We start from the raw sequence: 23,638 nt of genomic DNA, 5'->3' as shown, positions 1-23,638 counted from the left end.
GGTGACCTTCGCGGAGCATCCGGTCGTGCGGGTAATGGCCGGTGCGCTCCCGCCCGCCGACTGGTCCTCGGCGATCCCCGCGGTACGCCAGCTGCTCGACGAAGGACGCGAACTCGACCCGGGGGTCACCTTCCTGGTCGGTGAGAACGGATCCGGCAAGAGCACGATCGTCGAGGCCGTTGCCGGAGCCTATGGTCTGTCGCCCGAGGGCGGCAGCACTCACGGTGCTCACGCCACCCGGCCCACGGAATCGGGACTCGCCGAGATGTTGAGCCTGCAGCGGGGCCTCGGGGCGTCCCGCTGGGGCTTCTTCCTACGCGCGGAGACCATGCACGGCTGGTACACCTACAGTGAGGACCGGGCGGGACCGACCACGCCGGACTACCATGCGATGAGCCACGGCGAGTCCTTCTTGGAGGTCGTCCGCACTCGGTTCGCCTCGCCGGGCTTCTATGTGCTCGACGAACCTGAAGCGGCGCTGTCCTTCTCTTCCACCCTGGCGCTGATCGGGGCACTCCACGATGTCGTCGGTGAAGGCGGCCAGGTCCTCTGCGCGACCCACTCCCCTGTGCTCGCAGCCCTCCCCGGAGCCACCATCCTGGAGGTCGGCTCCTGGGGCATGCGGGAGGCGGCCTGGGAGGACCTCGACCTGGTGCGGCATTGGCGCGGCTTCCTGGAGATGCCGGAGCGCTATCTGCGGCACGTGATGGACGCCTGAGACGAGCGTAGGGTCGGACCATGAGCACCCAACGCGAGACCGCGCGCTCGTTGATGGAGCGCCATGGCACCACCTTCACCGAACAGGCGGGCATCACCCTGCGCGACAAGCCCTCGCCCCTGTACCGGCTGCTCGTCCTGTCCACGCTGCTCTCGGCGCGGATCCACAGCGACATCGCTGTCGCGGCGGCGCAGGAGCTGAGCAAGGCGGGTCTCCGCACGCCACGAAGGATGGCGGATGCGACCTGGCAGCAGCGGGTCGATGCCCTCGGGCGAGGCCACTACCGCCGCTACGACGAACGCACCTCCACGCAGCTCGGGAACGGCGCACAGCTGCTGCTCGAGCGCTATCGCGGTGACCTGCGCCGGCTGCGCGACGCCTCCTCCGACGCCGCCGACATCGGGCAGCGTCTGCAGGAATTCCCGGGCATCGGGCCCACCGGCGCGGCGATCTTCTGCCGCGAGGCTCAGGGCGTCTGGCCCGAGCTCGTGCCCTCGATGGACAAGAAGGTCCTCCAGGGCGCTCGCCAGGCCGGCCTGCCCGACAACCCCGACCGCCTGGCGAAGCTGGTCGACGCCGAGGAGCTCCCCGCCCTCGCCGCCGCCTGCCTCCGCGCCACCCTCAGCTGAGCCCCTCCCCGCAGCGGTGGGTTAGACACCCCTCGTCGTCGTCGGCGGCGGGTTAGACACCCCTCAACGGGCTGGAGAGGTGCGTAAGACACCGCCCACCGGGGACCTCGCGAGCCGGGGAAGACGTGCCTGGGGCGTCAGCGGGTGAGGACGATCTTGCCGAAGAGATCGCCATCGATGACCTTCTGCAGGCCCTCCGCGGCATCCTCCATGGGGATCTCCGCCTCGATCACCGGGCGCACACCCGTGACATCGAGGAACTCGGCGAGCCGCGCGAGCTCATCGCGCGTGCCCATCGTGGAGCCGTGGACCCGCATCTGCTGGAAGAAGATCCGCGTCAGCTCCGCGGCCTTGGGCGCATCGCCCGAGGTCGCGCCGGCGATCACGATCGTGCCGCCGGGGCGCATCGACTTGACCGAGTGGGACCAGGTGGCCGCGCCGACGGTCTCGATGACCGCATCCACCTTCTGCGGCAGTCGCGCACCGGACTCCAAGGCCTCATGGGCCCCGAGATCCAGCGCCCTCTCACGTTTGTCAGCATCGCGACTGGTTGCGAAGACCCGAAAGCCTGCGGCCCGTCCCAGAGCGATCGCGGCGGTCGCCACGCCACCACCCGCGCCCTGCACCAGCACGGCGTCGCCCGGTCGCAGACCCGACTGAGTGAACAGCATGCGGTAGGCCGTCAGCCATGCGGTAGGCAGGCAGGCCGCCTCGGCCATCGACAGGCCCTCGGGCTTGGGCACCACATTGCGACGCGGCACGGCGACCCGCTCGGCGAAGGTGCCCTGGTACCTCTCCGACAACAGGGAGCGGCGCGGATCGAGGGTCTCGTCATCGCGCCATGAGGGATCGGAGATCACGGCGTGCACGATGACCTCATTGCCGTCCTCGTCCAGGCCGGCGGCATCGCAGCCCAGGATCATCGGCAAGGACTCCTCACGCAGTCCGACCCCGCGCAGGCTCCACACATCGTGGTGATTGATCGAGGCGGCCTTGACAGTCACGGTGGTCCAGCCGTCGGGCACCTCGGGCTCAGGGCGCTCACCGATGACGAGACCATCGAGCGGGTTGTCGGGGTTGATGGATCCGGCGTAGACGGCGAACATGCTTCTCCTGATCGGTCGACGGGTCAGTACGGGCGGCGAGCGAGACCGTCGCGACGTGCCGTGTCGGTCACGGCCCGCGCGACGACCTGCGCCACCCGCGGGTCGAAGGGCGACGGGATGACGTAGTCCTCGCGCAGGTCCTCACCGACGAGGTCGGCGAGCGCCGTCGCCGCCGCGAGCTTCATGTTCTCGGAGATCTCCGTGGCACGCACGTCCAGGGCCCCGCGGAAGATGCCGGGGAAGACGAGCACATTGTTGATCTGATTGGGGAAGTCCGATCGCCCCGTCGCCACCACGCGGGCGTGCCGGCGCGCCACATCCGGGTGAACCTCCGGATGCGGATTGGCCATCGCGAAGACGATCGCATTGGGCGCCATCTGCGCCACGGCCTCCTCGGGCACGGTTCCGCCGGAGACGCCGACGAAGACGTCCGCGTCCACCAGCGCGTCGTCGATCGAGCCCGGAGACGCCCACGGTGCGCAGAAGTCCGCGAGCCAGCGCTTGATCTCCGTGAGGTCCTCGCGCTCGGGGACGAGCACACCGGAACGATCGACCACGCTGATCTTGCGGACGCCCGCGGCGCGCAGGATCTTGGCGATCGCGACACCCGCGGCTCCCGCACCGGAGATGACCACCTTCAGCTCGTCGAGCTCGCGATCGGTGAGCCGCGCCGCGTTGATGAGCGCGGCGAGCGTCACGACGGCCGTCCCGTGCTGGTCGTCGTGGAAGACCGGGATGTCGAGCCGCTCGATGAGCCGGCGCTCGACCTCGAAGCACCGGGGCGCGGAGATGTCCTCCAAATTGATGCCGCCGAAGGAGGGGGCGAGCCGGGCCACGGTGTCGACGATCTCGTCGACATCGGTGGTGTCAAGGGCGATCGGGATCGCATCGACCCCGCCGAACTGCTTGAACAGCACGGCCTTGCCCTCCATGACCGGTATCGAGGCCGGGGCGCCGATATCGCCCAGACCGAGCACGGCGGTGCCATCGGTCACCACCGCCACGGTGTTGGACACCCAGGTGTACTCGTGCGCCAGCTCGGGATCGGCGGCGATCGCCTCGCACACGCGGGCGACGCCGGGCGTGTACGCGAGAGAGAGATCGTCGGCGTCACGCAGCTCGACGGTGGAACCGATCGCCATCTTGCCTTGGCGATGGAGGGCGAAGACCGGATCGGTCTCGTCGGGAAGGGTCATGTCGATATCCGGGGAGGCTGAGATGTCGTAGGCGACCATGCGGGTGTCCTTGAACGCGTGGGGCGGGGCGTGGAGAGGTCACCGGTCTGGCGGCCAGAAGCGGAGAGATCCGCAAGGGCGTGGGTGTGCCTCGGACAGTCTCTCACACCGGATCAGGCGGGCTCGTCGCGGCTCATCGCCCGGCGTCCCGGACCAGAGAACAGGCTCACCAACACGATGATGGCCGCGAGCGCCATCACCGGCGAGACGCCGCGGACGACGTCATCACCGGCATCGCGCAGGTTCCAGGCCAGGCCCAGGGAGATGAGCTGCGCGACCAGGACCGGCCCACGCCCACCGTGCCGCCCGCGCATCACTGCGATCGCGGCGATCGCCAGGCCACCGCCGAAGAACAGGAGCATGACGGCGATGCCGACGCCGAGACTGACCCGTCCCGCCACGAGATGGGTGACGTCGAGCACGGCGAGGCCCAGGAGGACGACTGCCTGCGCGAGAGCGATGGCGCCGGCGACGACGAGCAGCCGGCGCCCGGTGGGGTCGGCGGTGGTGGACACGCCTCTCAGCCTAGAGCGTGAGACCTCGCCGGGAGGCGATCGGATGGGCCGCAACCCGCTACAACGGGTCCCGCCGTCGAGCCACCACGACACGTGTGAGATAACCGACACCTCTCACGGGCGTATCACTCTTGTCATGTATTCGAAACCTTGCGAGAGTAGACCTCGAATGCCGCCGGGTTCGACGCTACGAGCCTGCCTCATTCTCATCCAGAAAGCCGCCAATTAGGGAAGGAGCGTCCTCATGGACTGGCGCCACCGTTCCGCCTGCCTCGACGAGGATCCCGAGCTCTTCTTCCCCATCGGAACCACCGGCCCCGCGATCATGCAGATCGAAGAGGCCAAGGTGGTCTGCCGCCGTTGCGACGTCCGCGAACTGTGCCTGCAGTGGGCACTCGAAAGCGGTCAAGACCACGGAGTGTGGGGAGGCATGAGCGAAGACGAGCGCCGTGCACTGAAGCGTCGCAACGCACGAGCCAGGATTCGTACTGCGTGATCTCACGCTAGCATGTCGAACCCCGGGGCCCTGAGGGGCACCGGGGTTCTTCTGTGGTGGCCTCGCGAAGGGACCGATCACCCGAGGTCGACATTGATCGTCACCATCGCGCCGCCGAGCGGCGACCGCTCGAAGGCGAGCGAGCCGCCCAGCTCACTCTCCACGAGCGTGGTGGCGATCGACAGTCCCAGACTCGCTCCGGCATCGAAGTCCTCCCCGAAGCCGCGGCCGTTGTCGCTCACCCGCAGCCGCAGCCGCCCCCGGATCCGATTGGCGGCGACCGTCACCGTTCCCTCCGTGCCCGAGAACGCGTGCTCGACCGCATTCTGCAAGAGCTCCGAGAGCACCATGGCGAGCGATGTCGCCACCTCGCCGGGCACCAGCCCGAAACTCCCGATCCGCTCAGCGTGGACGATCACTTGGTCGGCGAACTCGGGGATCGTGCGCAGCAAGGTATCCGCGACGTCGTCGAAGGGCACGAGCTCGTCGAAGGACTGGCTCAGCGTCTCGTGGACCAAGGCGATCGAGCCGACCCTCCGCTCAGCCTCCCGCAAGGCCTCCTTCGCCTCATCGGCGACGACGCGCCGACTCTGCAGGCGGAGGAGCGCGGCGACCGTCTGCAGGTTGTTCTTGACCCGATGGTGGATCTCCCGGATGGTCGCCTCCTTGGAGACGAGCTCCCGTTCGCGCAGGCGCAACTCGGTCACATCGCGCAGGAGCACCAGATAACCTTCGCGATGCCCACCGCAGACGAGCGGCACGATCTGCATCCTCAGGGAGGCATCGGCACCCTCCACATCGGCTACCGACTCCGTATCGCCGAAGAGCGCGGCGAAGCCGCGATCGGTCGGCCGGCGGTGCAGCAGATCGGTGGTGACCGCGACGAGATCCGCTCCCACGAGATCGCTGCGCAGTCCGAGCCTGCGGTAGGCGGACATCGCATTGGGGCTCACGAAGCCGACCCGTCCGGAGGCGTCCGTGCGGATCAGACCGTCACCGACCCGCAAGGTGTCCGCGAGTTCCTCGGTTCCCGCGACGGGGAAACGGCCTTCGCGGACCATCTGCAACAGCACATCGCTCGTCTGCGCATAGGACTGCTCGAGCGCGCCGGGAAGACGACGCGCCTCGCGGTAACGGCGCTGGCCGAGCAACGCGATGGTCCGTCCCTCGTAGCACACGGGGATGGTCTCGACCTCCACCACGACGCCATCGGGCAGCTGCTCCTCACGCGGAGGCTCGTCGCGCGGCACGAAGGAGCCGACGATGTCCTCCAGCAGGGTCGTGGGTCCGGTCGCAGGACGGATCTGCGCCGCGGCCCACCACCCTTTGTCCTCCACATCGGCGACCCAGAGCACCAGGTCGCAGAAGGCGAGGTCGGCGATCATCTGCCATCGCGCCACGAGCGCCTGGAGTCGCCCGGTCTCCGCGGCGGAGAGCGAGCTCTGCGAGTCGGCGATGTCCTCCAGCGTCGGCACGTCGCCAGCCTACTGCGCCTGACCGGCCAGTAACCTAGGTCACATGAGTGAGCAAAGCGAGCGTAGAACCGGCGGTGGGGTATGAGCGCCGAGATGCCCGAGCCGTCCGGGCCCCACGGTGGACATCACGCCCTGGACGTGGCGCGGGCCCACGGCGTGACCACCATGTTCACCCTGTCCGGCGCCCACGTCTTCCCGATGTACGACGCCGCCGTGAAGACCGACGATCCGATGCCGATCATCGATGTCCGGCACGAGCCCTCGGCCGTGTTCGCCGCCGAGGCGATCGGCAAACTCACCCGCACCCCCGGGCTCGCCGTGCTCACTGCTGGCCCCGGTGTCACCAATGGGGTGAGCCCTATCGCCCAGGCGCACTTCTCCGGCGCGCCGGTGGTCGTCGTCGGCGGTCGTGCGCCCGCGGCCACCTGGGGCAGCGGCACGCTCCAAGAGCTGGACCACCCGCCGATCCTAGAGTCCATTACCAAGTCCGCCCGCACGGCAGGCTCGGTCGCCGAGATCGCCCCCGCGGTCGACGAGGCGTTCACCGCCGCGCGCTCCTCGCATCGCGGGCCGGCCTTCGTCGATATCCCGATGGACGTCTTCTTCGCCAACGGACCTGTCGAGCACACCACCACCGGCGAGGCCACCCAGGTCGACATCGATCCCGATGACATCGCCCGAGTGGCGGCCCTGCTCGCGCAGGCTGAACGCCCGGTGCTGGTCCTCGGTTCGGATGTCTGGTCCGATCACGCCGATGAAGCCGCGCGGCGATTCGTGGAGGACTCGGGTATCCCGGTCATTGCCAATGGCATGGGGCGCGGCGTCGTCCCCGGCGGGCATCCGCTGCTCGTCACCAAGGCGCGCTCGCACGCCCTCGGGAGCTGTGATCTCGCGATCGTAGCCGGCACGCCCCTGGACTTCCGGCTGGGGTTCGGGCGCTTCGGGGGCAAGGACGGTGCCCCGGTCGCGACCACCGTGCATCTGGCGGACTCCCCCGACCAGCTGTCCTCACACGCCGAGCTGGGGGCCTCGGCCGCCGGCGACCTCAGCACGCTCTTCGACACGCTGCTCGGGGCCCTGCAGACGCAGCCACGTCGCCCTGACTGGAGCACGTGGACCGAGCGGCTTCAGCAGACGGTCGCCGGTGCGGTCGAGCGCGACAAGGCGCTGCTGGGCGCCGAGGCCGATCCGATCCACCCGGCCCGCATTTACGGGGAACTGCTCCCCCGTCTCGATGACGATGCCGTGGTGATCGGCGACGGCGGCGACTTCGTCTCCTTCGCCGGCAAGTTCGTCGAGCCGAGCCGTCCCGGCGGCTGGCTGGATCCGGGACCGTACGGATGTCTCGGGGCGGGACTCGGCGCCGCGATGGCGGCGCGGATCGCGCGTCCGAGCAGTCAGATCGTCCTGCTGCTCGGTGATGGTGCGGCCGGCATGTCGCTTATCGACGTGGACACGCTCGTACGGCACAAGCTCCCGGTGGTCATGATCGTCGGCAACAACTCGGCCTGGGGACTGGAGAAGGCCCCGATGCAGATGCTCTACGGCTATGACGTCGCCGCCGACCTGGCGCCCGCCACACGCTACGACCAGGTGGTCACGGCCCTCGGCGGCGGCGGGGAGATGGTGACCGACCCCCGCGAGATCGGTCCGGCCATCGACCGGGCCTTCGCCTCGGGCGTGCCCTATCTCGTCAATGTCATGACCGATGTGAACGCGCAATACCCCCGTGCCACCATGGGCGTCTGAACCGGGGCAGCAGCATGACGCTCGAGATCCGCCGTCCGTCCGGCGACGAGCTCGCCGCAACAGGACGGGTGGTGATCGACGGCTACATGGCGGACGGACATCTCGCCACCGGCGACGACTACGGCAATTGGCTGGGCGATGCGGCTGAGCGCGCCGACGATGTCATCGTCGCCGTGCTCGACGGCGCCGTCATCGGATCGGTCACCTGGTGCCCTCCGGGGTCACCGCATCGAGAGCTGGCGACGAGCGACGACGAGGGCGAGTTCCGCGCCCTCGCGGTCGACCCGGCTCACCGCGGTCACGGAGCCGCCCGCGCCCTGGTCGGCCACTGCCTCGACGAGGCTGCTGCGCTCGGGCTGTCACGGATGTGGCTCTGTTCGAGGCCGACGCAGACGAAAGCCCACCGGCTCTACGAGTCGACAGGCTTTCGTCGTGTGCCCGAGCGCGACTGGTCGCCACCGGACGCCCCCGACATCACGCTCCTGGCCTTCGTGCGCGAGATCACGGCACCCTGATCGGCCGCCCCGCCGCTCATCGGCTGAGACCGGTGAGGTTCCCCGGGTTTCGGCGGCTACTGGGCCGTCCTGTGGCAGGCCTGGAGTGCCCCCACCCTCCGCGGCCGACGCCCTTCGGGCCGGTAGCGGATAGGGTCGTCTCATGGCCACCGTGACCCATGTCGTGACCGCCGAGCACACCGCCCGCGCCGTGGGCAGCGGGGACTTGGAGGTCCTCGGGACTCCCGTCGTGATCGCCTGGCTGGAGGAGGCGGCCTGCGCCGTGCTCGACCTCGGCGACCGGCAGACGAGTGTCGGCACACGGATCGAGGTCGATCATCGTGCTCCGAGCGCGGTCGGAGCGACGATCACCGCGACCGCCTCCCTGGCGCACCAGGACGGACGGCTCCATCGCTTCCACGTCGCCGCCCATGACGAGCACGGCACACTCGTGGCTGCCGGCGAGATCCGGCGCATCGTCGTGGACCGGGAGCGATTCGCCGCCCGTATCCCCGATGTGGGACACTAGGACGCCGAAGTGTCGAGATCAGGAGGACCTCATGGGTAAGACCGGCCGCAAGCGCCGCGCGCGTCGCAAGAAGAACGCGAACCACGGCAAGCGCCCCAACGCGTGAGTCGTCACTGACATCACAAGAGCCCCACCGCCGGTGGGGCTCTTGTCATAGGGGCTGATCTGCGAACGCGCCGTCGAGGACTTCAGTCCCGCTGCTCACGGACCTCCACCTGCACGGTGCGGATCGACAGCAGGACGCGCTCGCGCAGGGGCGGCGGCGCGGTCTCGCTGCACGAGCGCGAGAGCAGGGCCTTGACGAGGATGTCGAGCTCGTACTCGGTGAGGCACGCGCGGCAGTTGTCGATATGCGCCTGGATCTGCTCGCAGCTGGCGTCCTCGAGCTCGTGGTCGATGAACAGGTAGAGCTTCTGCAGGGCCTCATTGCAGTCGGGTCCGTCGCACTCGCGACCGTCCGTCATCCCCTCGCTCATGCGTCGTCACCCACCCTCGCGACGGCCATGCCACGGGCCCGGGCGTAGTCGGTCAGCATCTCGCGCAGCTGGCGGCGGCCACGGTGCAGGCGCGACATCACGGTGCCGATCGGCGTGTCCATGATCTCGGCGATCTCCTTGTAAGGAAAGCCCTCCACATCGGCGAGATAGACGGCATAGCGGAAGTCCTCCGGCAGGGCCTGGAGCGCCTCCTTGACGTCGCTGTCGGGCATCCGCTCGAGGGCCTCCATCTCGGCGGACTTCAATCCACTGGACGTGTGCGCCTCCGCGGCGGCCACCTGCCAGTCCTCGATCTCCTCGGTGACCTGCTGCGGCTGGCGCTGCTTCTTGCGGTACGAGTTGATGTAGGTATTGGTCAGGATTCGGTACAGCCAGGCCTTGAGATTGGTGCCGGGCTTGAACTGCTGGAAAGAGCTGAACGCCTTGGCATAGGTCTCCTGGACGATGTCCTCGGCATCGGCGGGATTGCGCGTCATGCGCAGCGCCGCCGAGTACAGCTGATCCAGGAACGGCAGAGCATCGGCCTCGAACCGCGCTTGGCGCTGTTCGGGGGTTTCCTCGTTGAGTACGACGTCGTCGGTGGCCATCTCCTCGAAGTCTACGGGGATCGGCCTCTCAGGACACGCGAGCATCGACTACCTCCTCAGCCGTGACAACGCGAGGGGCCGGCGAACTATTCCGGGGGTCGCGAGAATCCGGTGCGTCCGACGGGACCGCTATTGCGCCGCGACCGGCTCCACCAACTCCGGAACGTTGTTGCGCACGTTGTTGACGGCGAGCGAGACCGGCCAGGCATCGAGCACTCCCGGCGTGGCGGGTACGAGATCCGGCAGCAGTCCGGAGCCGGGCACATCGCGATCCAGCCAGGCATCACCGAGCTCCGAAGGGACCAGTAGCGGGGCGCGGTCGTGCAGGCGCCCGTCATCGCCTTCCGCCGAGGTGGTGAGGATGCTGTAGCTGAGCACCCAGGTGCCCTCGGGATCCTTCCAGAACTCGTAGATCCCGGCGAGCGCGAGCCCGGCTCCCTCGCGTCCGGTCAGATAGAAGGGCTGCTTGCGCGGCGTGGCACCGTCGGCGCCGGGCTGGGGCTGGTACCACTCGTAGAAACCGTCGGCGGGAACGAGAGCGCGACGAGCGGCGAAGGCTCGGCGGAAGGAGGGCTTCTCGGCGACCGTCTCGGAGCGGGCGTTGATGAGCTTGTTTCCGATCGAGGGATCCTTCGACCAGGAGGGGATCAACCCCCACCGCGCCGTCACGACCTCCCGCCATGACCCCGCCTCGTCCCGGCGGCCGACGATGAGGGGCTCAGCCTTGGTGGGCGCGGCGTTGTAGTCCGCCTCGGTCTCGACGTACAGGTCGCCCAGCCTCGCCTGGAAGTCCCGTTCCAGCTGTGACGATGTACGTGACGTCGCGTATCGACCGCACATGTCGTCATAGTGCCAGCCCAGTCCAGCGAGTCGTCTGGCGGATATGGACTCCCTGCCTAGGATGAGAGGCAGACGAGGCCGCCGACCCCGGGGACAGGATGAGAGCCGACGACGCCCAGCGCACTTCGCAGCGCAGTGATGAGGCGTTGGTCGATGCTGCCCGCGCCGGGGACGCCACCGCCTATTCGACCCTCTTCGAGCGCCATCGCCCCGCGGTCGAGCATCTGGCCCTCTGCCTCACCCACGAGGGACCCTCGGAGATGCTCGTGGGCACCGTGTTCGCTGAAGGCCTCTCCCGTGTGCTCACCGGAGAGGCCGAGGGCGCGGCCATCCGACCCTGGCTGCTGGGGCTCACGCTGGAAGCCCACGGTGCGGCAGCTCCGGATTCCGCGACATCGCGTGCCTGGCGGAGTCTGGCACCGGTCCATCGTGCCGTCCTCTGGCACGCGATCGTCGAGGGGGCTCCGGCTACCGAGACCGCCATCGTGACCGGGGTCCGCGTCAAGGACATCCCCGCCCTGCGGACCACGGCGGAGACCGCGCTGCGGACGGCCTATCTGACGCACCAGCGCGAGGACGCCGCCCCCTTGCACGCCCGCACGCATCTGGACGACCTGACGGCCCATGCCGATGCGTGCGCCACCTGCCTCGGTCTGTGGTGGGCCGTCGAGGACCTCGCACACGCTCACGAGCTGGCCACTGCGACACTCGGGCCCGCAGCGCGGCGCTATCTGCGCGAGCCCACGTCACGCCGCGCTGCCCCGGCGCGCCCTCGATGGGTGCCCGCGGTCCTCATCGCCACCGCCGCCACCTTGTTGGCTGCCACGAGCGCGGGAGCGCTCGCGGTCGCGCAATGGGGACCGTCCGGTGTCCCGTCCGCCTGGGGTGGCCTGCCCTCCGTGCCGAATGCCAGCTCCTCACCGGCACCGGACTCTGAGACCGCCGAGGAACCCACACCGGAGACCCCCGACGCCACCAGGGCTGAGCCGTCCCCGGAGCAGAAGGACGCCCCCGAACCTTCGTCCGCCACGCCCCCTCCCTCGGCCGAGGAGCCCGACACCCCGTCACCGAGCACACCCCCTGCAACCATGGGCGTCGGTTTCGCCTTCGGAGATCCCGACCGCCTCACCGACGGAGAACAGCGCCTCGTACGCATGAACCTGCAGGTGGTCGGCGAGCCCGCCGCTCCGGGGGCACGGCAGGTCACGGTGCGTTTCGATATCGACACGAAGTTCAGGTTCTCCGGTGCTTCGGGCCTCTCCTGCGCCCCATCCTCGAACGCCGTGACCTGCACCCGGACGCTGCGTCCCGGTGAGACGGCTCGCGCCTCGGCGACGGTGGTCGCCGACGAGGTCCGCGGCCGCGCTCAGGTGTGGTCGAGCGATACGTCGGGGTCACCGCGGGGGCACTCCTTCTCCTTCGGTCCGTGGCCCGGCGGGGAGACTCCCTCCCCCGAGCCCATCCCCGAGGAGACCACCGGGCCCAGCGATGGCGACGGTCCCACGTCGGGGGATGTCGACGGGCGTCGTCCGACCTCGGAGTGACCCGCGACCACCGAGTGCTGGGCGGCTCAGGTCGCAGATGCCGGAGTCGGCCAGGTGCGGTAAGAATGACCTATGACGCTTCTGCGCACCGTAGCCCGGCCCATGCTTGCCACCATGTTCGTCTACGGCGGCACGATGGCGCTCCGCAACGCCTCCGCGATGGCTCCCAAGGTCGAGCCGATCGCGGACGCCGCGCGTTCGGTCGCGCCCTCGGCCCCCGTCTCGGCCACCAACCTCGTCCGGCTCAACGCTGCTGTCCACGTCGCCGCCGGGCTAGCCCTGGCCACTGGGCGCTTCCCGCGGGCGAGCGCGCTGGCACTGGCGGCGACGATGCCCGCCACCACGGGGATCGGGCACCAGTTCTGGAACGAGACGGATCCGGATGCCCGCCGCAATCAGGCGATCCACTTCGCCAAGAACGTCTCGATGACCGGCGGGCTGCTGCTGTCGACCCTGGACCCCGACCCCAAGAAGCGCTGGATCGGTGCTCGCGCGAAGAAGAAGGTCGTCGACACCGGCCACGCGATCGCCGACCAGGTCGATGACCTGCGGAGCTGAGGCGTGACCGACTGGCCCGCTCCTCTTCGCAATCGGCCCCTCGATACCGAGGTCACCATCCCGGGATCGAAGTCACTCACCAACCGTGTACTCGTCCTCGCCGCTCTCGGCGAGGACGAGTCGCGTGTCGAGCGACCGCTCATCTCGCGTGATACCGATCTCATGGCCGCAGCATTGGAATCCCTGGGCGCTCGGATCGAGCGGCACGCCGAGCAGTGGACCATCCGTCCCATCGAGTTCGGCGAGGCCCCGGTCGAGATCGACTGCGGCCTGGCCGGCACCGTCATGCGTTTCGTTCCGCCGATCGCGACCCTCGGCCGCGCCGCAGTGACCTTCGACGGAGACCCTCGAGCGCGCGAGCGGCCGATGACCGGGACCATCGCCGGCGTGCGGGCCCTCGGCGCGGACGTCGACGACGGCCGGCGTGGCAGCCTCCCCTTCACCGTCCACCCGCGGCCTGATGCGCGAGGCGGCGAGATCGCGATCGACGCATCGGCATCGAGCCAGTTCGTCTCGGCGCTGCTCCTCGTCGGGGCGCGGTTTCCCGATGGGTTGCGGATCCGCCACACCGGTGACGTCCTCCCGTCACAGCCTCATATCGAGATGACCATCACCCAGTTACGCCATCGCGGGGTGCGGGTCGACGCCGAGGGCTCCAGCTGGGTCGTCCACCCCGGCCCGATCGCCTCTCGGGACGTGACGATCGAACCGGATCTGTCGAATGCCGGACCTTTCGTCGCCGCGGCGCTGGTCACCGGTGGGACGGTGCGTGTCCGCCAGTGGCCCGAGGACACCGATCAGGCCGGTGACGCCTGGCGGTGGATCGTGCCCGCCTTCGGAGGATCGGTCCGCCGCGACGATGATGCCCTCGTGTTCTCGGGCGGCTCGGCACTCGCGGGCGTGGACGTGGACCTCCACGATGTCGGCGAGCTGACGCCGGTGGTCGCCGCACTGGCGGCGCTGGCCAACGACCCATCGACGCTGCGGGGAATCGCCCACCTGCGTGGACACGAGACCGACCGACTCGCGGCACTCGCCGCCGAGATCAACAGCCTCGGCGGCGAGGTCACCGAGACCGCCGACGGGCTGCACATCGTGCCGCGACCCCTGCGCGGCGGCGTCTTCGACACCTACCACGATCACCGCATGGCCCATGCCGCGGCGGTGCTCGGACTCGCCGTCCCCGATCTCGTGGTGGCGGACATCGAGACCACGGCGAAGACCTACCCAGGCTTCGCCGCCGACTGGATCGAGCTGTGCCGATGACTCGTCGCGAGCGCGACGAGCACGAGGCCTACGACCGCCCGCGCCGGCGCGGGAGCCGCCCACGCACCAAGGAACGTCCGGACTACGACGATGCCGCGGTGGCACAGGTGGTCACGATCGATCGCGGTCGCTACACGCTCGATCTCGACGGCAGCCCCGTCACGGCGATGAAGTCCCGGCCCCTCGGCCGTCAGGGCGTGGTCGTGGGGGACGAGGTGCGCGTGGTGGGCGATCTCTCCGGACGCGACGGCACACTCGCACGCATCGTGGAGGTTCTCCCCCGCCGCACTGTGCTGCGCCGCACGGCCGACGACGACGAGGCCCTCGAACGCGTGATCGTGGCGAATGCCGATCAGCTGGTGATCGTCCAAGCGCTCGCCGATCCTCCTCCGCGCGCCGGCCTCATCGACCGATGCCTGGTGGCCGCCTACGATGCCGGGATCGAGCCCCTGGTGTGCTTCACCAAGGCTGACCTCGGCTCTCCAGAGGAGATGCTCGCCCTGCTCGATCCGCTCGACGTCCGCGTGGTCGTGACCCGGCGTGGCGGCGACCTCGACGAACTGCGGACTCTGCTGCGCGATCGGATGAGCGTGCTCGTCGGACACAGCGGCGTCGGCAAGTCCACACTCGTCAACGCCCTCGTACCCCAGGCTGATCGCGCGACCAGTCACGTCAACGAGGTCACCGGCCGGGGGCGCCATACCTCCACCTCAGCGCAGCTGCTGCGCCTGCCGTTCCCCGGGTCGATCATCGACACGCCCGGGATCCGCTCCTTCGGGCTGCGTCACGTGGAGACCGATCACATCATCCGCGCCTTCGACGATCTTGACGCCGTCGCCCGCGACTGTCCACGTGGTTGTACCCATCTGACCGAGGAGCCTGAGTGCGCGCTCGATGCGGCGATCGCGGCCGGCGAGCTCCCCCGGGCCCGGGTCGAGTCCTTCCGCCGCATCCTGTCGAGCCGCTCGCTCGCCACCGACTACTGACGCCTGCCACCGCTGGGCGGTGCCTCATCCTGCAGGACGAGCGTCCGTGTGCGGGTCGACTCACCGCCCAGGGCGCGGGGGACGCACCACCCACGTGGCCACGGGACCGCCCGGAGGTTTCGTTACGCTGAGCCCATGGCCACCCCGTACTTGGACGACCTGCGTCTCGCGCACGTGCTGGCCGACTCGGCCGACAACCTCAGCATGGACCGCTTCGGCGCGGTAGACCTCAGCGTCTCGACCAAGCCGGACCTGACCTATGTGACAGAGTCCGATCAGGCAGTCGAGGCGGCGATCCGGCGCACGCTCGCTTCGGCACGCAGCCGCGATATCGTCCTGGGTGAGGAGGAGGGCGAGACCGAGGGCACGGCATCCTCCTCCGAGCGACGCTGGATCGTCGACCCGATCGACGGCACGTCGAATTTCGTGCGCGGCGTACCGGTCTGGGCGACGCTCATCGCCTTGGAGGAGGCAGGGGAGATCGTCGTGGGCTGTGTCTCCGCACCCGCCCTCGGCCGCCGCTGGTGGGCCTCGAAGTCCGGCGGCGCACACACGGGCAAGTCGCTGTTGAGCTCCCGTCAGATCGAGGTCTCACAGGTCGGCGAGCTCGGCAATTCCTCGATCTCCTATTCCTCCCTCGGAGGATGGGCCGAAATCGGCAAGCAGGCCGAGTTCCTCGAACTGCTCTCTCGAGCGTGGCGCACACGAGCCTATGGCGACTTCTGGTCCTACATGCTGCTCGCCGAGGGGGCGGTGGATGTCGCCGCCGAGCCCGAGCTGAACCTCTGGGACATGGCCGCCCTGGACGTCATCGTGCGCGAGGCCGGCGGCAGCTTCACCGGTCTGGACGGCCAGCCCGGGCCCTGGGGCGGCAATGCGCTGGCGACGAACGGTCGTCTGCACGACGCCTCGATGGCTTTCGTCGGCTACTTCCCCGATGACGAGCCCGACCCGGATGACAATGTGCGTCACCTCGACTTCGGTCGACACTGACCCTGCGGTGTGATCTGGGCTACACTCGCTGCACCCGGAGGTGTTCCATGCGAGTCCACGATGTCCTGACCTCGAAGGGAAGCGACGAGGTCTTCACCATCAGCCCCGATGCCAGCGTGTCGCAGCTGCTCGACCTGCTCGCCGAGCTCAATATCGGTGCGCTCGTCGTGCGCCGCGATGACGACGACGCGATCGCCGGAATCGTGTCCGAGCGCGACATCGTGCGCAAGCTGCGCGGCGTGGAGGATCCGCGCACCGCGACGGTGGCCACGATCATGTCCGAGCAGATCCAGGTCTGCTCACCGGACACCCCGCTGGCCGATCTCACCGCGACGATGACCGAGTACCGGGTGCGCCACGTCCCCGTCGTCGACGACGGACGGCTGGTCGGCCTCGTGAGCATCGGTGATGCCGTCAAGTACCGCATGGACCAGCTGCAGTTCGAGCGCGACCAGCTCGAGCAGTACGTCCAAGGCTGACCGCCATCGTTCTCGTTCACGGTCCTTGTCGTCGACATTATTTCGATATATCGTTAACGTAACGACGATAGGGAGGGAGGTCCCCAATGGGACCCCACGACACTCCCGGACGCGCCCCACGCCGTCCGTTCAATCCCCATGAGATGGACCAGCATCTCGAACACCTGGCCCGCTTCGGATTCGGAGGCCCGCGAGGCCGGCGAGGACGCGGCGGCCGTCGAGGACGCGGCGGCGATGTCCGCGCAGCGGTCCTGCTGCTCCTCGAGGAGTCGCCCATGCACGGCTACCAGCTCATCACCGAGATCGGCGAGCGCAGCGAGGGCGAGTGGACGCCCAGTCCCGGCTCGGTCTACCCGGTCCTGCAGCGACTGGAGGATGAGGGACTGATCACCTTCGAGCGTGTGGACGGCCGCAAGACGGCGCAGCTCACCGAGGCCGGACGCGCTCATATCGACGAGCATCGCGAGGGCCTCGGCACGCCGTGGCAGGTCGCCGAGGAACGAGGCGGTCGTCCCGCCCGCGAATCCGCCGAGTCCCTGCGGTCACTGATCGGCGCCTGGACTCAGGTCATGCAGGCCGGCACGGACGAGCAGCGACAGCGGGCGACCGACATCCTGGCGGATGCCCGCAAGTCGCTGTACCGCGTCCTCGCCGACGCATGAACGCCCGACGCGTCCGGATCCCCGACGAGGAGCTGAGCTGGAAGTTCACTCGCTCGTCAGGGCCCGGCGGCCAGCACGTCAACACCAGCGACACGAGGGTGGAGCTGCGCTGGTCGCTGGAGGACACCGCGGCCCTCGACGACGCGGAGAAGCAACGCGTGCGCGAACGGCTGCGCTCTCGGCTTCGGGACGGCACGATCACGATCGTCTCCTCCCAGTACCGCTCGCAGCACCGCAATCGCGAGGCCGCCCGAGCGCGTCTGACCGTCCTGGTGGAATCGGCGATGGTGCCCGCCAAGCGCCGACGTCCGACGCGGGTGTCCAAGGCCGCCGACCAACGCCGGCTCGATGCCAAACGCCGCCGTGGCGACATCAAGCGTCAGCGCCGTATGGAACCCTGAGTCCCATGCCAGCCCTCCGCTTGCGCGGTCGCCAGGTGGAGCGCGATCGCGCTCTCGTCATGGCGATCGTCAACCGCACACCGGATTCGTTCTTCGATCGCGGCGCCACCTTCGATCCATCGCAGGCCCTCGACGCGGTCGCGCGGGCCATCGGCGATGGCGCCGACATCGTCGACATCGGCGGAGTCAAGGCGGGCACCGGCGAGGAGGTCACGATCGCCGAGGAGATCAGCCGGACCGTCCCCTTCATCGAGACGGTGCGCGACCGCTTCCCCGACATCGCGATCAGCATCGACACGTGGCGGGCCGAGGTCGGCGATGCCGCCGCGCACGCCGGCGCGGACCTCCTCAACGACACGTGGGCGGGCGTGGATCCGGCGCTGGGGGAGGTCGCGGCGGAACACGCCTGCGGTTATGTGTGCTCCCATACCGGCGGCATCCGTCCCCGCACCGATCCGATCCGCGCACGATACGACGATGTCGTCGCCGAGGTGATCGCCGAGACCACCACGGCCGCGGAGCGTCTCGCGGCACTCGGTGTCCCGCGGGAGGGCATCCTCATCGACCCCACCCATGACTTCGGCAAGAACACCTTCCACGGACTCGAGCTCCTGCGCCGGACCGATGAGCTCGTCGCGACCAGATGGCCCGTGCTGATGGCGCTGAGCCGCAAGGACTTCGTCGGCGAGACCCTCGACCTCGGCGTCGGAGACCGCCTTGAAGGCACCCTGGCCGCCACGGCGATCGCCGCGTGGAAGGGTGCGGCGGTCTTCCGCGCCCACGACATCGTTGCGACCCGGCGAGTCCTCGAGATGATCGCGACGCTGCGCGGCGAGCGTCCTGTCGCACGCCCGCGCCGCGGTCTCGCCTGAGGGCGGTCCACGGCGGTCCTGCCCTCACCCGAGCGCGGCCTCGTCCACTGACGGAGGATGTGTCTTCGTGGCGGCTATAGCAACCACCGAGCCACATCTACCGTCGTCGCCGGGACGGAGGATGTGACTCTGTGGTCGCCATGACGACCACGGAGTCACATCCTTCGTTGCCCGGCACACACCATGCGGGTGGTCAGCGCTTGAGGAAACGGGTGATGCGCTCTCCGGCCTCGTCGGTCGCGGCGATCGAGGAGATCGACTCGGCCTCGGCCCCGAGATGCTCCACGAGCGAACGCTCCCAGGAGGACCGCACCAGTCGGCGGGCTCGACCGATCGCCGTCACCGGACGATCCGCCAGGACTGCCGCGGCCTCGGACACCGTCGCGTCCAGCGCGTCATCGGCACAGAGCCGGCCGACGATCCCCCAGTCCCGCGCCTCGGCCGCCGGAAGAGGCCGCCCGGAGACGATCAGATCGAGGGCACGCTGCTGTCCGATCGCGCGCGGCAGCAACCAGGACATGCCGCCGTCGGGAGTCAGACCGACCGATGTGTATGCCGTGACGAATTTCGCCGACTCGGTGGCCACGACGAGATCAGCTCCCAGCGCGAAGGAGAAGCCGATCCCCGCCGCGGCGCCCTGGACGGCGACGACCAGCGGTTTCCCCAACAGCTGCATGGCCTCGACTGCCCGATGCGCCGACTCCACGAGCTCGCGCAGGTAGGCACCGCGATCGGCCTCCTCCATCATCGCCGCGAGGTCGCCGCCGGCACAGAAGACCCGCCCGTTGCCACGCAGCACCACGACGCGTGCCCGCTCGTCGGCGGCCAGTTCAGCGACCGCGGCCTCGAGAGCGCGCGATGTCGGCAGGTCGAGGGCGTTGGCATCGGCGGGCCGGTCGAGGGTCACATAGCCGACGGCCCCCTCCACAGTCGTCGTCACGGTCATTCGATCATCGGTCATCTGGGTCGTCCTTCTTTGGCGCCGGCCGTCAAAAGGGCGGCGAGTTGGTGATAGGCCGAGGCATCGTCGAGGCCGGTCAGCGCCTCGATCTCCCCTCGGTGGATGGCGTCCATGAGCTGGCCGGCAACGGCACCGGCGAAGGCGGACGTCAAGGGGCCGGGGGCATCGTCGATCCCCCGCACGAGCTGCTGGACCCGACGCGCCGCGTACCGGGTGTTCTGCTGGTAGATCTCCCCCGCCGGCTCGAAGGCATCGAGATCGGCGAAGAACCGTGCGGAGGCGGGACGCAGCTGGGTCGCGATCGCCTCCAGATAGCGACTCACCGCCTGTGGGCTCTCCTCGTGGCCGGCGATGGCGTCCTCGACGCCCTCGGTCGCGCGGCGGAAGAAGGCGCGGACGGCGGTGACGATGATGCGCTCCTTGCTCCCCGCGATGGCATAAAGCGTCGATTTGGAGCACCGCAGCCGTGCGGCGAGCTCCGCCGTCCCGAAACGCAGGAAGCCCTCGGCGAGGTAGAGGTCGATGAGCTCGTCGAGGAGCACCTGCCGCGCGCTCTCGCCTCGACCGCGCGAGACCGTCTCGCTGTCCACGTCCGCGACAGTACCCGATAGAGTTCCAGCGTACTATTCCTGGTATCGAAAGGGCCCGCCATGTCCGCCGAGAGGATGCTCCCCACGCCCGAGGCAGAGGACCTGATCAGCCTCACCCGTCGCATCGTCGACGAGCAACTGCGCCCCGCAGTCGACGCCCATGAGCGAGAGGGCACCTTCCCTCGTGATGTCTTCCGCACCCTCGGCCGAGCCGGCCTGCTCGGACTCCCCTATCCGGAGGAGTACGGCGGTGGCGGGCAACCCTATGAGGTCTACCTCCAGGTACTCGAGGAGATCGGCACCGCGTGGGCCTCGGTCGGTGTCGGGACGAGTGTGCACGCATTGTCGTGCTTCGGCCTGTTCACCGCGGGCACACAGGTACAGCGGGAACGCTGGCTTCCCGACATACTCGGCGGGGAACTGCTCGGTGCCTACTGCCTCTCGGAGGCCCATGCCGGCTCGGACCCGGCGGCCATGCGCACGACGGCGCGACGCGTAGGCGACGACTACGTCATCGACGGAGCCAAGGCGTGGACCACCCACGGCGGCCAGGCCGACTTCTACAAGGTGATGGCGAAGGCTGAGGCGGGCATCACCTGCTTCCTCGTGCCGGCCGATGCCGACGGGCTCAGCGCTGACCCGCCCGAGGACAAGATGGGGCTGATGGGCTCGACCACGGCGACCATGCTCTTCGACGGCGTGCGGATACCCGTCGAGCGGCGCCTCGGCGGCGAGGGCCAGGGCCTGTCGATCGCCCTCGCCGGCCTGGATGCCGGGCGGCTGGGCATCGCGGCGGTCGCCACGGGGGTGGCCCAAGGCGCGCTCGACGTCGCCATCGCCTATGCCAAGGAACGCGAGACCTTCGGCCGGCCGATCATCGACCACCAGGGACTCACCTTCGTGCTCGCCGACATGGCCGCCGCAGTGGAGTCGGCGCGGGCGACCTATCTCTCGGCCGCGCGGAGGCGGGACGCGGGCCTCCCCTTCGGGCAGCAGGCCTCGATCGCCAAGCTGGTCGCGACCGACAATGCGATGAAGGTGACCACCGATGCCGTCCAGGTGCTCGGCGGCGCCGGTTACACCCGCGACTTCCCGGTCGAGCGCTACATGCGCGAGACCAAGGTCATGCAGATCTTCGAGGGCACCAATCAGATCCAGCGGCTCGTCATCGGACGCGGCCTGAAGAAGCAGTAACCATCGCCTCGGCCGACGACCCGGCGCCCACACCCTGCGCGAGCTTGAGCGCCGTGGTCTCCTGGACCTAAGGCCATCCACTGAGGAGGAGTCATCATGACCGATCCATTGATCGAGCCCGCGGCGGCCGAGGACGTCGCCGAGCAGCATGAGGACGTCTGGGAGGACGAGGAGCCGGAACAGGTCGTGCTCCCTGACGAGGAACGTCCTGTCCCGCTCGATGAACCCGAGAGCTGAGCGACGGCCGCGCGGGCGGTGAGTCATCCCGCGGGTGAAGCCCTGAAGTGCGGGATGGCTCACCGCCCATGACCAGCTGGCACTCGAAGGACGGAATCGGGATCAGCCGGGGTGGGATGTGGCCGAGGTCCGCGTCAGAGGATCGTGACGGCCGTGAAGGCGATGAAGGCCGATCCGGTGAGCGCCGTCAACGCTCCCCCAGCGAACACCAGTCCGTCCTTCTGCTTGCGGCGACCCACCACGAGGGTGACGATCCCCACAGCGAGTAGCAGGACCAACCGCACAGCGACGGGCATTTTTTCCTCCGATGCGAGAACAAATCTACGTGATGTCATCCATGATGAGGCATCGGTCTACCGAACCCGTCATCGGCACGGTTTGATCTATGTCACATCCGGAGATTCGCGTCGACCGTTCCGTCCCGACCCCCGAAGGACGCTCTCCAGGGTGACCGCGTCGATCCCCAGAGCGTCGCCCACCGCCGGTTGCGTGAGCTCGCCGGCGTGGGCGTTCAGACCCGCGGCGAATCCCCGATCCGCCTGCAGAGCGGTACGCCAGCCGTCCCCCGCGAGACGTCGAACGTACGGCAGCGTGGCATTCGTGAGGGCCAAGGTCGAGGTGCGGGGCACCGAGCCCGGCATATTGGCGACACAGTAGAAGACGGAGTCGTGGACGCGGAAGGTCGGCTCGTCGTGCGTGGTGGGCCGCGAGTCCTCGAAGCAGCCGCCCTGGTCGATCGAGATGTCCACGAGCACGCTTCCGGGCCGCAGCCGGGCCACGAGCTCATTGCTGACCAGAGTCGGCGCCCTGGCACCGGGCACGAGCACCGCTCCGATGACGAGATCGGCCTGGAGCAGCTGCTCCTCGATCACCTGCGGATTGGACGCGAGGGTCGTGAGACGGCCCCCGAACTGCTCATCGAGCTCGCGTAACCGCGGCAGCGACAGATCGAGCACGGACACCCGGGCGCCCATCCCGAGAGCGATCGTCGCCGCGTGGGTGCCCGACACTCCTCCGCCGAGCACGACGACCTCCGCCGGCGGGACTCCGGGCACGCCTCCGAGCAGTACACCCCGACCGCCCGCGGGCGCCATCAGGTGATACGCCCCGACCTGGGTAGCGAGCCGTCCGGCAACCTCAGACATGGGCGCCAGCAACGGCAGGCCACCGTCTGCCCCCTCGACCGTCTCGTAGGCGATGGCAGTCGTACCGCTGGCCAGAATCGCCTCGGTGGTCTCACGGTCCGCGGCGAGATGCAGATAGGTGAACAGGACCTGCCCGGCGCGCATCCGGGCGTATTCGGCGGCCACCGGCTCCTTCACCTTGAGCAGCAGGTCGGCATCCTCCCAGACATCCGTGGCCGTCTCGTACAACCGGGCGCCGCTGGTGCGGTACTCGTCATCGGCGAAATGCGAGCCCTGCCCCGCACCCGCCTCCACGACCACCTCGTGGCCATCGGCCACCAGCGTGGCGACACCCGCGGGCGTCAATGCGACGCGGTCCTCGTGGTTCTTCAACTCCGTGACGACACCGACTCGCATGCAGCAACATCACCAGACCTGAAGACACCGCGCAACCGCGCTACGGTCGGCCTATGGACGCGCTGCTGGAGGAACTGCTGACCCTCGAACGGGCGGGATGGGACGCCTTGTGTGCAAGTTCCGGCGCTGGCTTCTACGGGGACCTGATGTCCGAGGACGGCGTCATGGTCCTCGCGGACGGGTCGGTCCTCGACCGGCCGGCCGTCGTGACCTCGCTCGACGGCGCCCCCGCATGGGATGCGTACACGATCGACGATCCGCGACTCGTCCGCGTAGGCGATGAGGCGGCCCTCGTCTACTCCGCGGAGGCGCGACGAGGTGACACCACCTTCGTCGCGCGGATGTCGAGCGTCTATGTGCACGAGGGTGACCGGTGGCGCCTGGCGCTGTATCAGCAGACACCCGCCGCCCACGGAGGCTGACCGCGCCGTCCTGCGGAGCGGTCGGTCTGGCCCTACCGTCGAAGAGAGCCATCACCGATCCG

The 23,638-nt window shown here is 69.0% G+C and carries 29 protein-coding genes; 18 read left to right on the top strand and 11 right to left on the bottom strand.

Features of this window, described 5'->3' with window-relative positions:
• The first annotated feature begins 1 nt into the window (after position 1).
• On the top strand, positions 2–718 hold the full coding sequence (locus BHE97_RS05165; protein WP_236757532.1) for an AAA family ATPase: 717 nt from the start codon (positions 2–4) through the stop codon (positions 716–718).
• A gap of 20 nt (positions 719–738) precedes the next feature.
• Positions 739–1,347, top strand: a complete 609-nt coding sequence (locus BHE97_RS05160) for an endonuclease (RefSeq protein WP_087622951.1) — start codon at positions 739–741, stop codon at positions 1,345–1,347.
• Between the two features lie 137 nt (positions 1,348–1,484).
• On the opposite strand, the gene BHE97_RS05155 is transcribed toward BHE97_RS05160, so the two are convergent.
• The 3 genes from BHE97_RS05155 to BHE97_RS05145 form a co-directional block, all read right to left on the bottom strand.
• Complete coding sequence (locus BHE97_RS05155) at positions 1,485–2,453, bottom strand: zinc-binding dehydrogenase (RefSeq protein WP_087622950.1); 969 nt, start codon at positions 2,451–2,453, stop codon at positions 1,485–1,487.
• Between the two features lie 23 nt (positions 2,454–2,476).
• Positions 2,477–3,688 (bottom strand): NADP-dependent malic enzyme, encoded by a 1,212-nt coding sequence (locus BHE97_RS05150; protein WP_087622949.1) that lies wholly within the window; start codon positions 3,686–3,688, stop codon positions 2,477–2,479.
• Positions 3,689–3,801: 113 nt separating this feature from the next.
• Positions 3,802–4,203 (bottom strand): hypothetical protein, encoded by a 402-nt coding sequence (locus tag BHE97_RS05145; protein ID WP_087622948.1) that lies wholly within the window; start codon positions 4,201–4,203, stop codon positions 3,802–3,804.
• A 244-nt stretch (positions 4,204–4,447) separates the two neighbouring features.
• Here BHE97_RS05145 and BHE97_RS05140 point away from each other — a divergent pair, with 244 nt between their 5' ends.
• Entirely contained in the window at positions 4,448–4,699 is a 252-nt protein-coding gene (locus BHE97_RS05140) for a WhiB family transcriptional regulator (RefSeq protein ID WP_087622947.1), read from the top strand.
• A 77-nt stretch (positions 4,700–4,776) separates the two neighbouring features.
• On the opposite strand, the gene BHE97_RS05135 is transcribed toward BHE97_RS05140, so the two are convergent.
• On the bottom strand, positions 4,777–6,174 hold the full coding sequence (locus tag BHE97_RS05135) for a sensor histidine kinase (protein WP_087622946.1): 1,398 nt from the start codon (positions 6,172–6,174) through the stop codon (positions 4,777–4,779).
• A gap of 93 nt (positions 6,175–6,267) precedes the next feature.
• Between BHE97_RS05135 and BHE97_RS05130 the strand changes: the two genes are divergently transcribed.
• The 3 genes from BHE97_RS05130 (at position 6,268) to BHE97_RS05120 (ending at position 8,946) form a co-directional block, all read left to right on the top strand.
• Positions 6,268–7,923, top strand: a complete 1,656-nt coding sequence (locus tag BHE97_RS05130; RefSeq protein WP_087623094.1) for an acetolactate synthase — start codon at positions 6,268–6,270, stop codon at positions 7,921–7,923.
• A gap of 14 nt (positions 7,924–7,937) precedes the next feature.
• Positions 7,938–8,438 carry a GNAT family N-acetyltransferase gene (locus tag BHE97_RS05125; protein ID WP_087622945.1) on the top strand — a complete coding sequence of 167 codons (501 nt, stop codon included), beginning with the start codon at positions 7,938–7,940 and terminating at the stop codon, positions 8,436–8,438.
• Between the two features lie 142 nt (positions 8,439–8,580).
• Positions 8,581–8,946 carry a hotdog domain-containing protein gene (locus BHE97_RS05120; protein ID WP_087622944.1) on the top strand — a complete coding sequence of 122 codons (366 nt, stop codon included), beginning with the start codon at positions 8,581–8,583 and terminating at the stop codon, positions 8,944–8,946.
• A gap of 188 nt (positions 8,947–9,134) precedes the next feature.
• On the opposite strand, the gene rsrA is transcribed toward BHE97_RS05120, so the two are convergent.
• The 3 genes from rsrA to BHE97_RS05105 form a co-directional block, all read right to left on the bottom strand.
• Complete coding sequence (gene rsrA / locus BHE97_RS05115; RefSeq protein ID WP_236757531.1) at positions 9,135–9,422, bottom strand: mycothiol system anti-sigma-R factor; 288 nt, start codon at positions 9,420–9,422, stop codon at positions 9,135–9,137.
• Entirely contained in the window at positions 9,419–10,030 is a 612-nt protein-coding gene (locus BHE97_RS05110) for a sigma-70 family RNA polymerase sigma factor (protein ID WP_087623093.1), read from the bottom strand. The genes rsrA and BHE97_RS05110 overlap by 4 nt, the downstream gene beginning before the upstream one ends.
• Positions 10,031–10,159: 129 nt before the next feature.
• On the bottom strand, positions 10,160–10,870 hold the full coding sequence (locus BHE97_RS05105; protein WP_087622942.1) for an SOS response-associated peptidase: 711 nt from the start codon (positions 10,868–10,870) through the stop codon (positions 10,160–10,162).
• 98 nt (positions 10,871–10,968) lie between these two features.
• On the opposite strand from BHE97_RS05105, the gene BHE97_RS05100 reads away from it, so the two are divergent.
• The 9 genes from BHE97_RS05100 to folP all read left to right on the top strand — a co-directional run bounded on the left by BHE97_RS05100 (position 10,969) and on the right by folP (position 18,631).
• Positions 10,969–12,414 (top strand): hypothetical protein, encoded by a 1,446-nt coding sequence (locus tag BHE97_RS05100; RefSeq protein ID WP_087622941.1) that lies wholly within the window; start codon positions 10,969–10,971, stop codon positions 12,412–12,414.
• 72 nt (positions 12,415–12,486) lie between these two features.
• Entirely contained in the window at positions 12,487–12,972 is a 486-nt protein-coding gene (locus tag BHE97_RS05095) for a DoxX family protein (protein ID WP_087622940.1), read from the top strand.
• A gap of 3 nt (positions 12,973–12,975) precedes the next feature.
• Positions 12,976–14,238, top strand: a complete 1,263-nt coding sequence (gene aroA / locus BHE97_RS20045) for a 3-phosphoshikimate 1-carboxyvinyltransferase (RefSeq protein WP_170931280.1) — start codon at positions 12,976–12,978, stop codon at positions 14,236–14,238.
• Positions 14,235–15,224 carry a ribosome small subunit-dependent GTPase A gene (rsgA, locus tag BHE97_RS05090; RefSeq protein ID WP_170931279.1) on the top strand — a complete coding sequence of 330 codons (990 nt, stop codon included), beginning with the start codon at positions 14,235–14,237 and terminating at the stop codon, positions 15,222–15,224. The genes aroA and rsgA overlap by 4 nt, the downstream gene beginning before the upstream one ends.
• 135 nt (positions 15,225–15,359) lie before the next feature.
• A complete protein-coding gene (locus BHE97_RS05085; RefSeq protein ID WP_087622938.1) occupies positions 15,360–16,217 on the top strand; it encodes an inositol monophosphatase family protein in 858 nt (285 codons plus the stop codon).
• A gap of 47 nt (positions 16,218–16,264) precedes the next feature.
• A complete protein-coding gene (locus BHE97_RS05080; RefSeq protein WP_087622937.1) occupies positions 16,265–16,696 on the top strand; it encodes a CBS domain-containing protein in 432 nt (143 codons plus the stop codon).
• A gap of 86 nt (positions 16,697–16,782) precedes the next feature.
• The gene (locus tag BHE97_RS05075) at positions 16,783–17,358 is read left to right on the top strand and encodes a PadR family transcriptional regulator (RefSeq protein ID WP_087622936.1); all 576 of its coding nucleotides are present in this window, start codon (positions 16,783–16,785) and stop codon (positions 17,356–17,358) included.
• On the top strand, positions 17,355–17,759 hold the full coding sequence (gene arfB, locus BHE97_RS05070; protein WP_087622935.1) for an alternative ribosome rescue aminoacyl-tRNA hydrolase ArfB: 405 nt from the start codon (positions 17,355–17,357) through the stop codon (positions 17,757–17,759). Before BHE97_RS05075 ends, arfB begins: the two co-directional genes overlap by 4 nt.
• Before the next feature lie 5 nt (positions 17,760–17,764).
• Complete coding sequence (gene folP, locus BHE97_RS05065) at positions 17,765–18,631, top strand: dihydropteroate synthase (protein ID WP_087622934.1); 867 nt, start codon at positions 17,765–17,767, stop codon at positions 18,629–18,631.
• Positions 18,632–18,824: 193 nt separating this feature from the next.
• Here the strand turns inward: folP and BHE97_RS05060 are convergent, their stop codons facing one another.
• Positions 18,825–19,592 (bottom strand): enoyl-CoA hydratase-related protein, encoded by a 768-nt coding sequence (locus BHE97_RS05060; RefSeq protein ID WP_087622933.1) that lies wholly within the window; start codon positions 19,590–19,592, stop codon positions 18,825–18,827.
• Positions 19,589–20,182 carry a TetR/AcrR family transcriptional regulator gene (locus tag BHE97_RS05055; RefSeq protein WP_087622932.1) on the bottom strand — a complete coding sequence of 198 codons (594 nt, stop codon included), beginning with the start codon at positions 20,180–20,182 and terminating at the stop codon, positions 19,589–19,591. The genes BHE97_RS05060 and BHE97_RS05055 overlap by 4 nt, the downstream gene beginning before the upstream one ends.
• A 60-nt stretch (positions 20,183–20,242) precedes the next feature.
• Here BHE97_RS05055 and BHE97_RS05050 point away from each other — a divergent pair, with 60 nt between their 5' ends.
• Positions 20,243–21,376, top strand: coding sequence for an acyl-CoA dehydrogenase family protein (locus tag BHE97_RS05050; protein WP_087622931.1), 1,134 nt, complete (start codon positions 20,243–20,245; stop codon positions 21,374–21,376).
• A gap of 96 nt (positions 21,377–21,472) precedes the next feature.
• A complete protein-coding gene (locus BHE97_RS20040) occupies positions 21,473–21,613 on the top strand; it encodes a hypothetical protein (RefSeq protein WP_170931278.1) in 141 nt (46 codons plus the stop codon).
• A gap of 134 nt (positions 21,614–21,747) precedes the next feature.
• Here BHE97_RS20040 and BHE97_RS20035 read toward each other — a convergent pair whose 3' ends face one another.
• Positions 21,748–21,909: a hypothetical protein gene (locus BHE97_RS20035; protein ID WP_170931277.1), complete on the bottom strand. Its 162-nt coding sequence runs from the start codon at positions 21,907–21,909 to the stop codon at positions 21,748–21,750.
• 87 nt (positions 21,910–21,996) lie between these two features.
• Positions 21,997–23,154, bottom strand: coding sequence for an alanine dehydrogenase (gene ald, locus BHE97_RS05045; protein WP_087622930.1), 1,158 nt, complete (start codon positions 23,152–23,154; stop codon positions 21,997–21,999).
• Positions 23,155–23,207: 53 nt separating this feature from the next.
• On the opposite strand from ald, the gene BHE97_RS05040 reads away from it, so the two are divergent.
• Positions 23,208–23,576 (top strand): nuclear transport factor 2 family protein, encoded by a 369-nt coding sequence (locus BHE97_RS05040; protein ID WP_087622929.1) that lies wholly within the window; start codon positions 23,208–23,210, stop codon positions 23,574–23,576.
• The last annotated feature ends 62 nt before the right edge of the window (positions 23,577–23,638 follow it).

The organism is Aeromicrobium sp. PE09-221 (assembly GCF_002174305.1).
Lineage (GTDB): Bacteria > Actinomycetota > Actinomycetes > Propionibacteriales > Nocardioidaceae > Aeromicrobium.
This window is presented reverse-complemented; position numbering and strand designations above follow the sequence as displayed.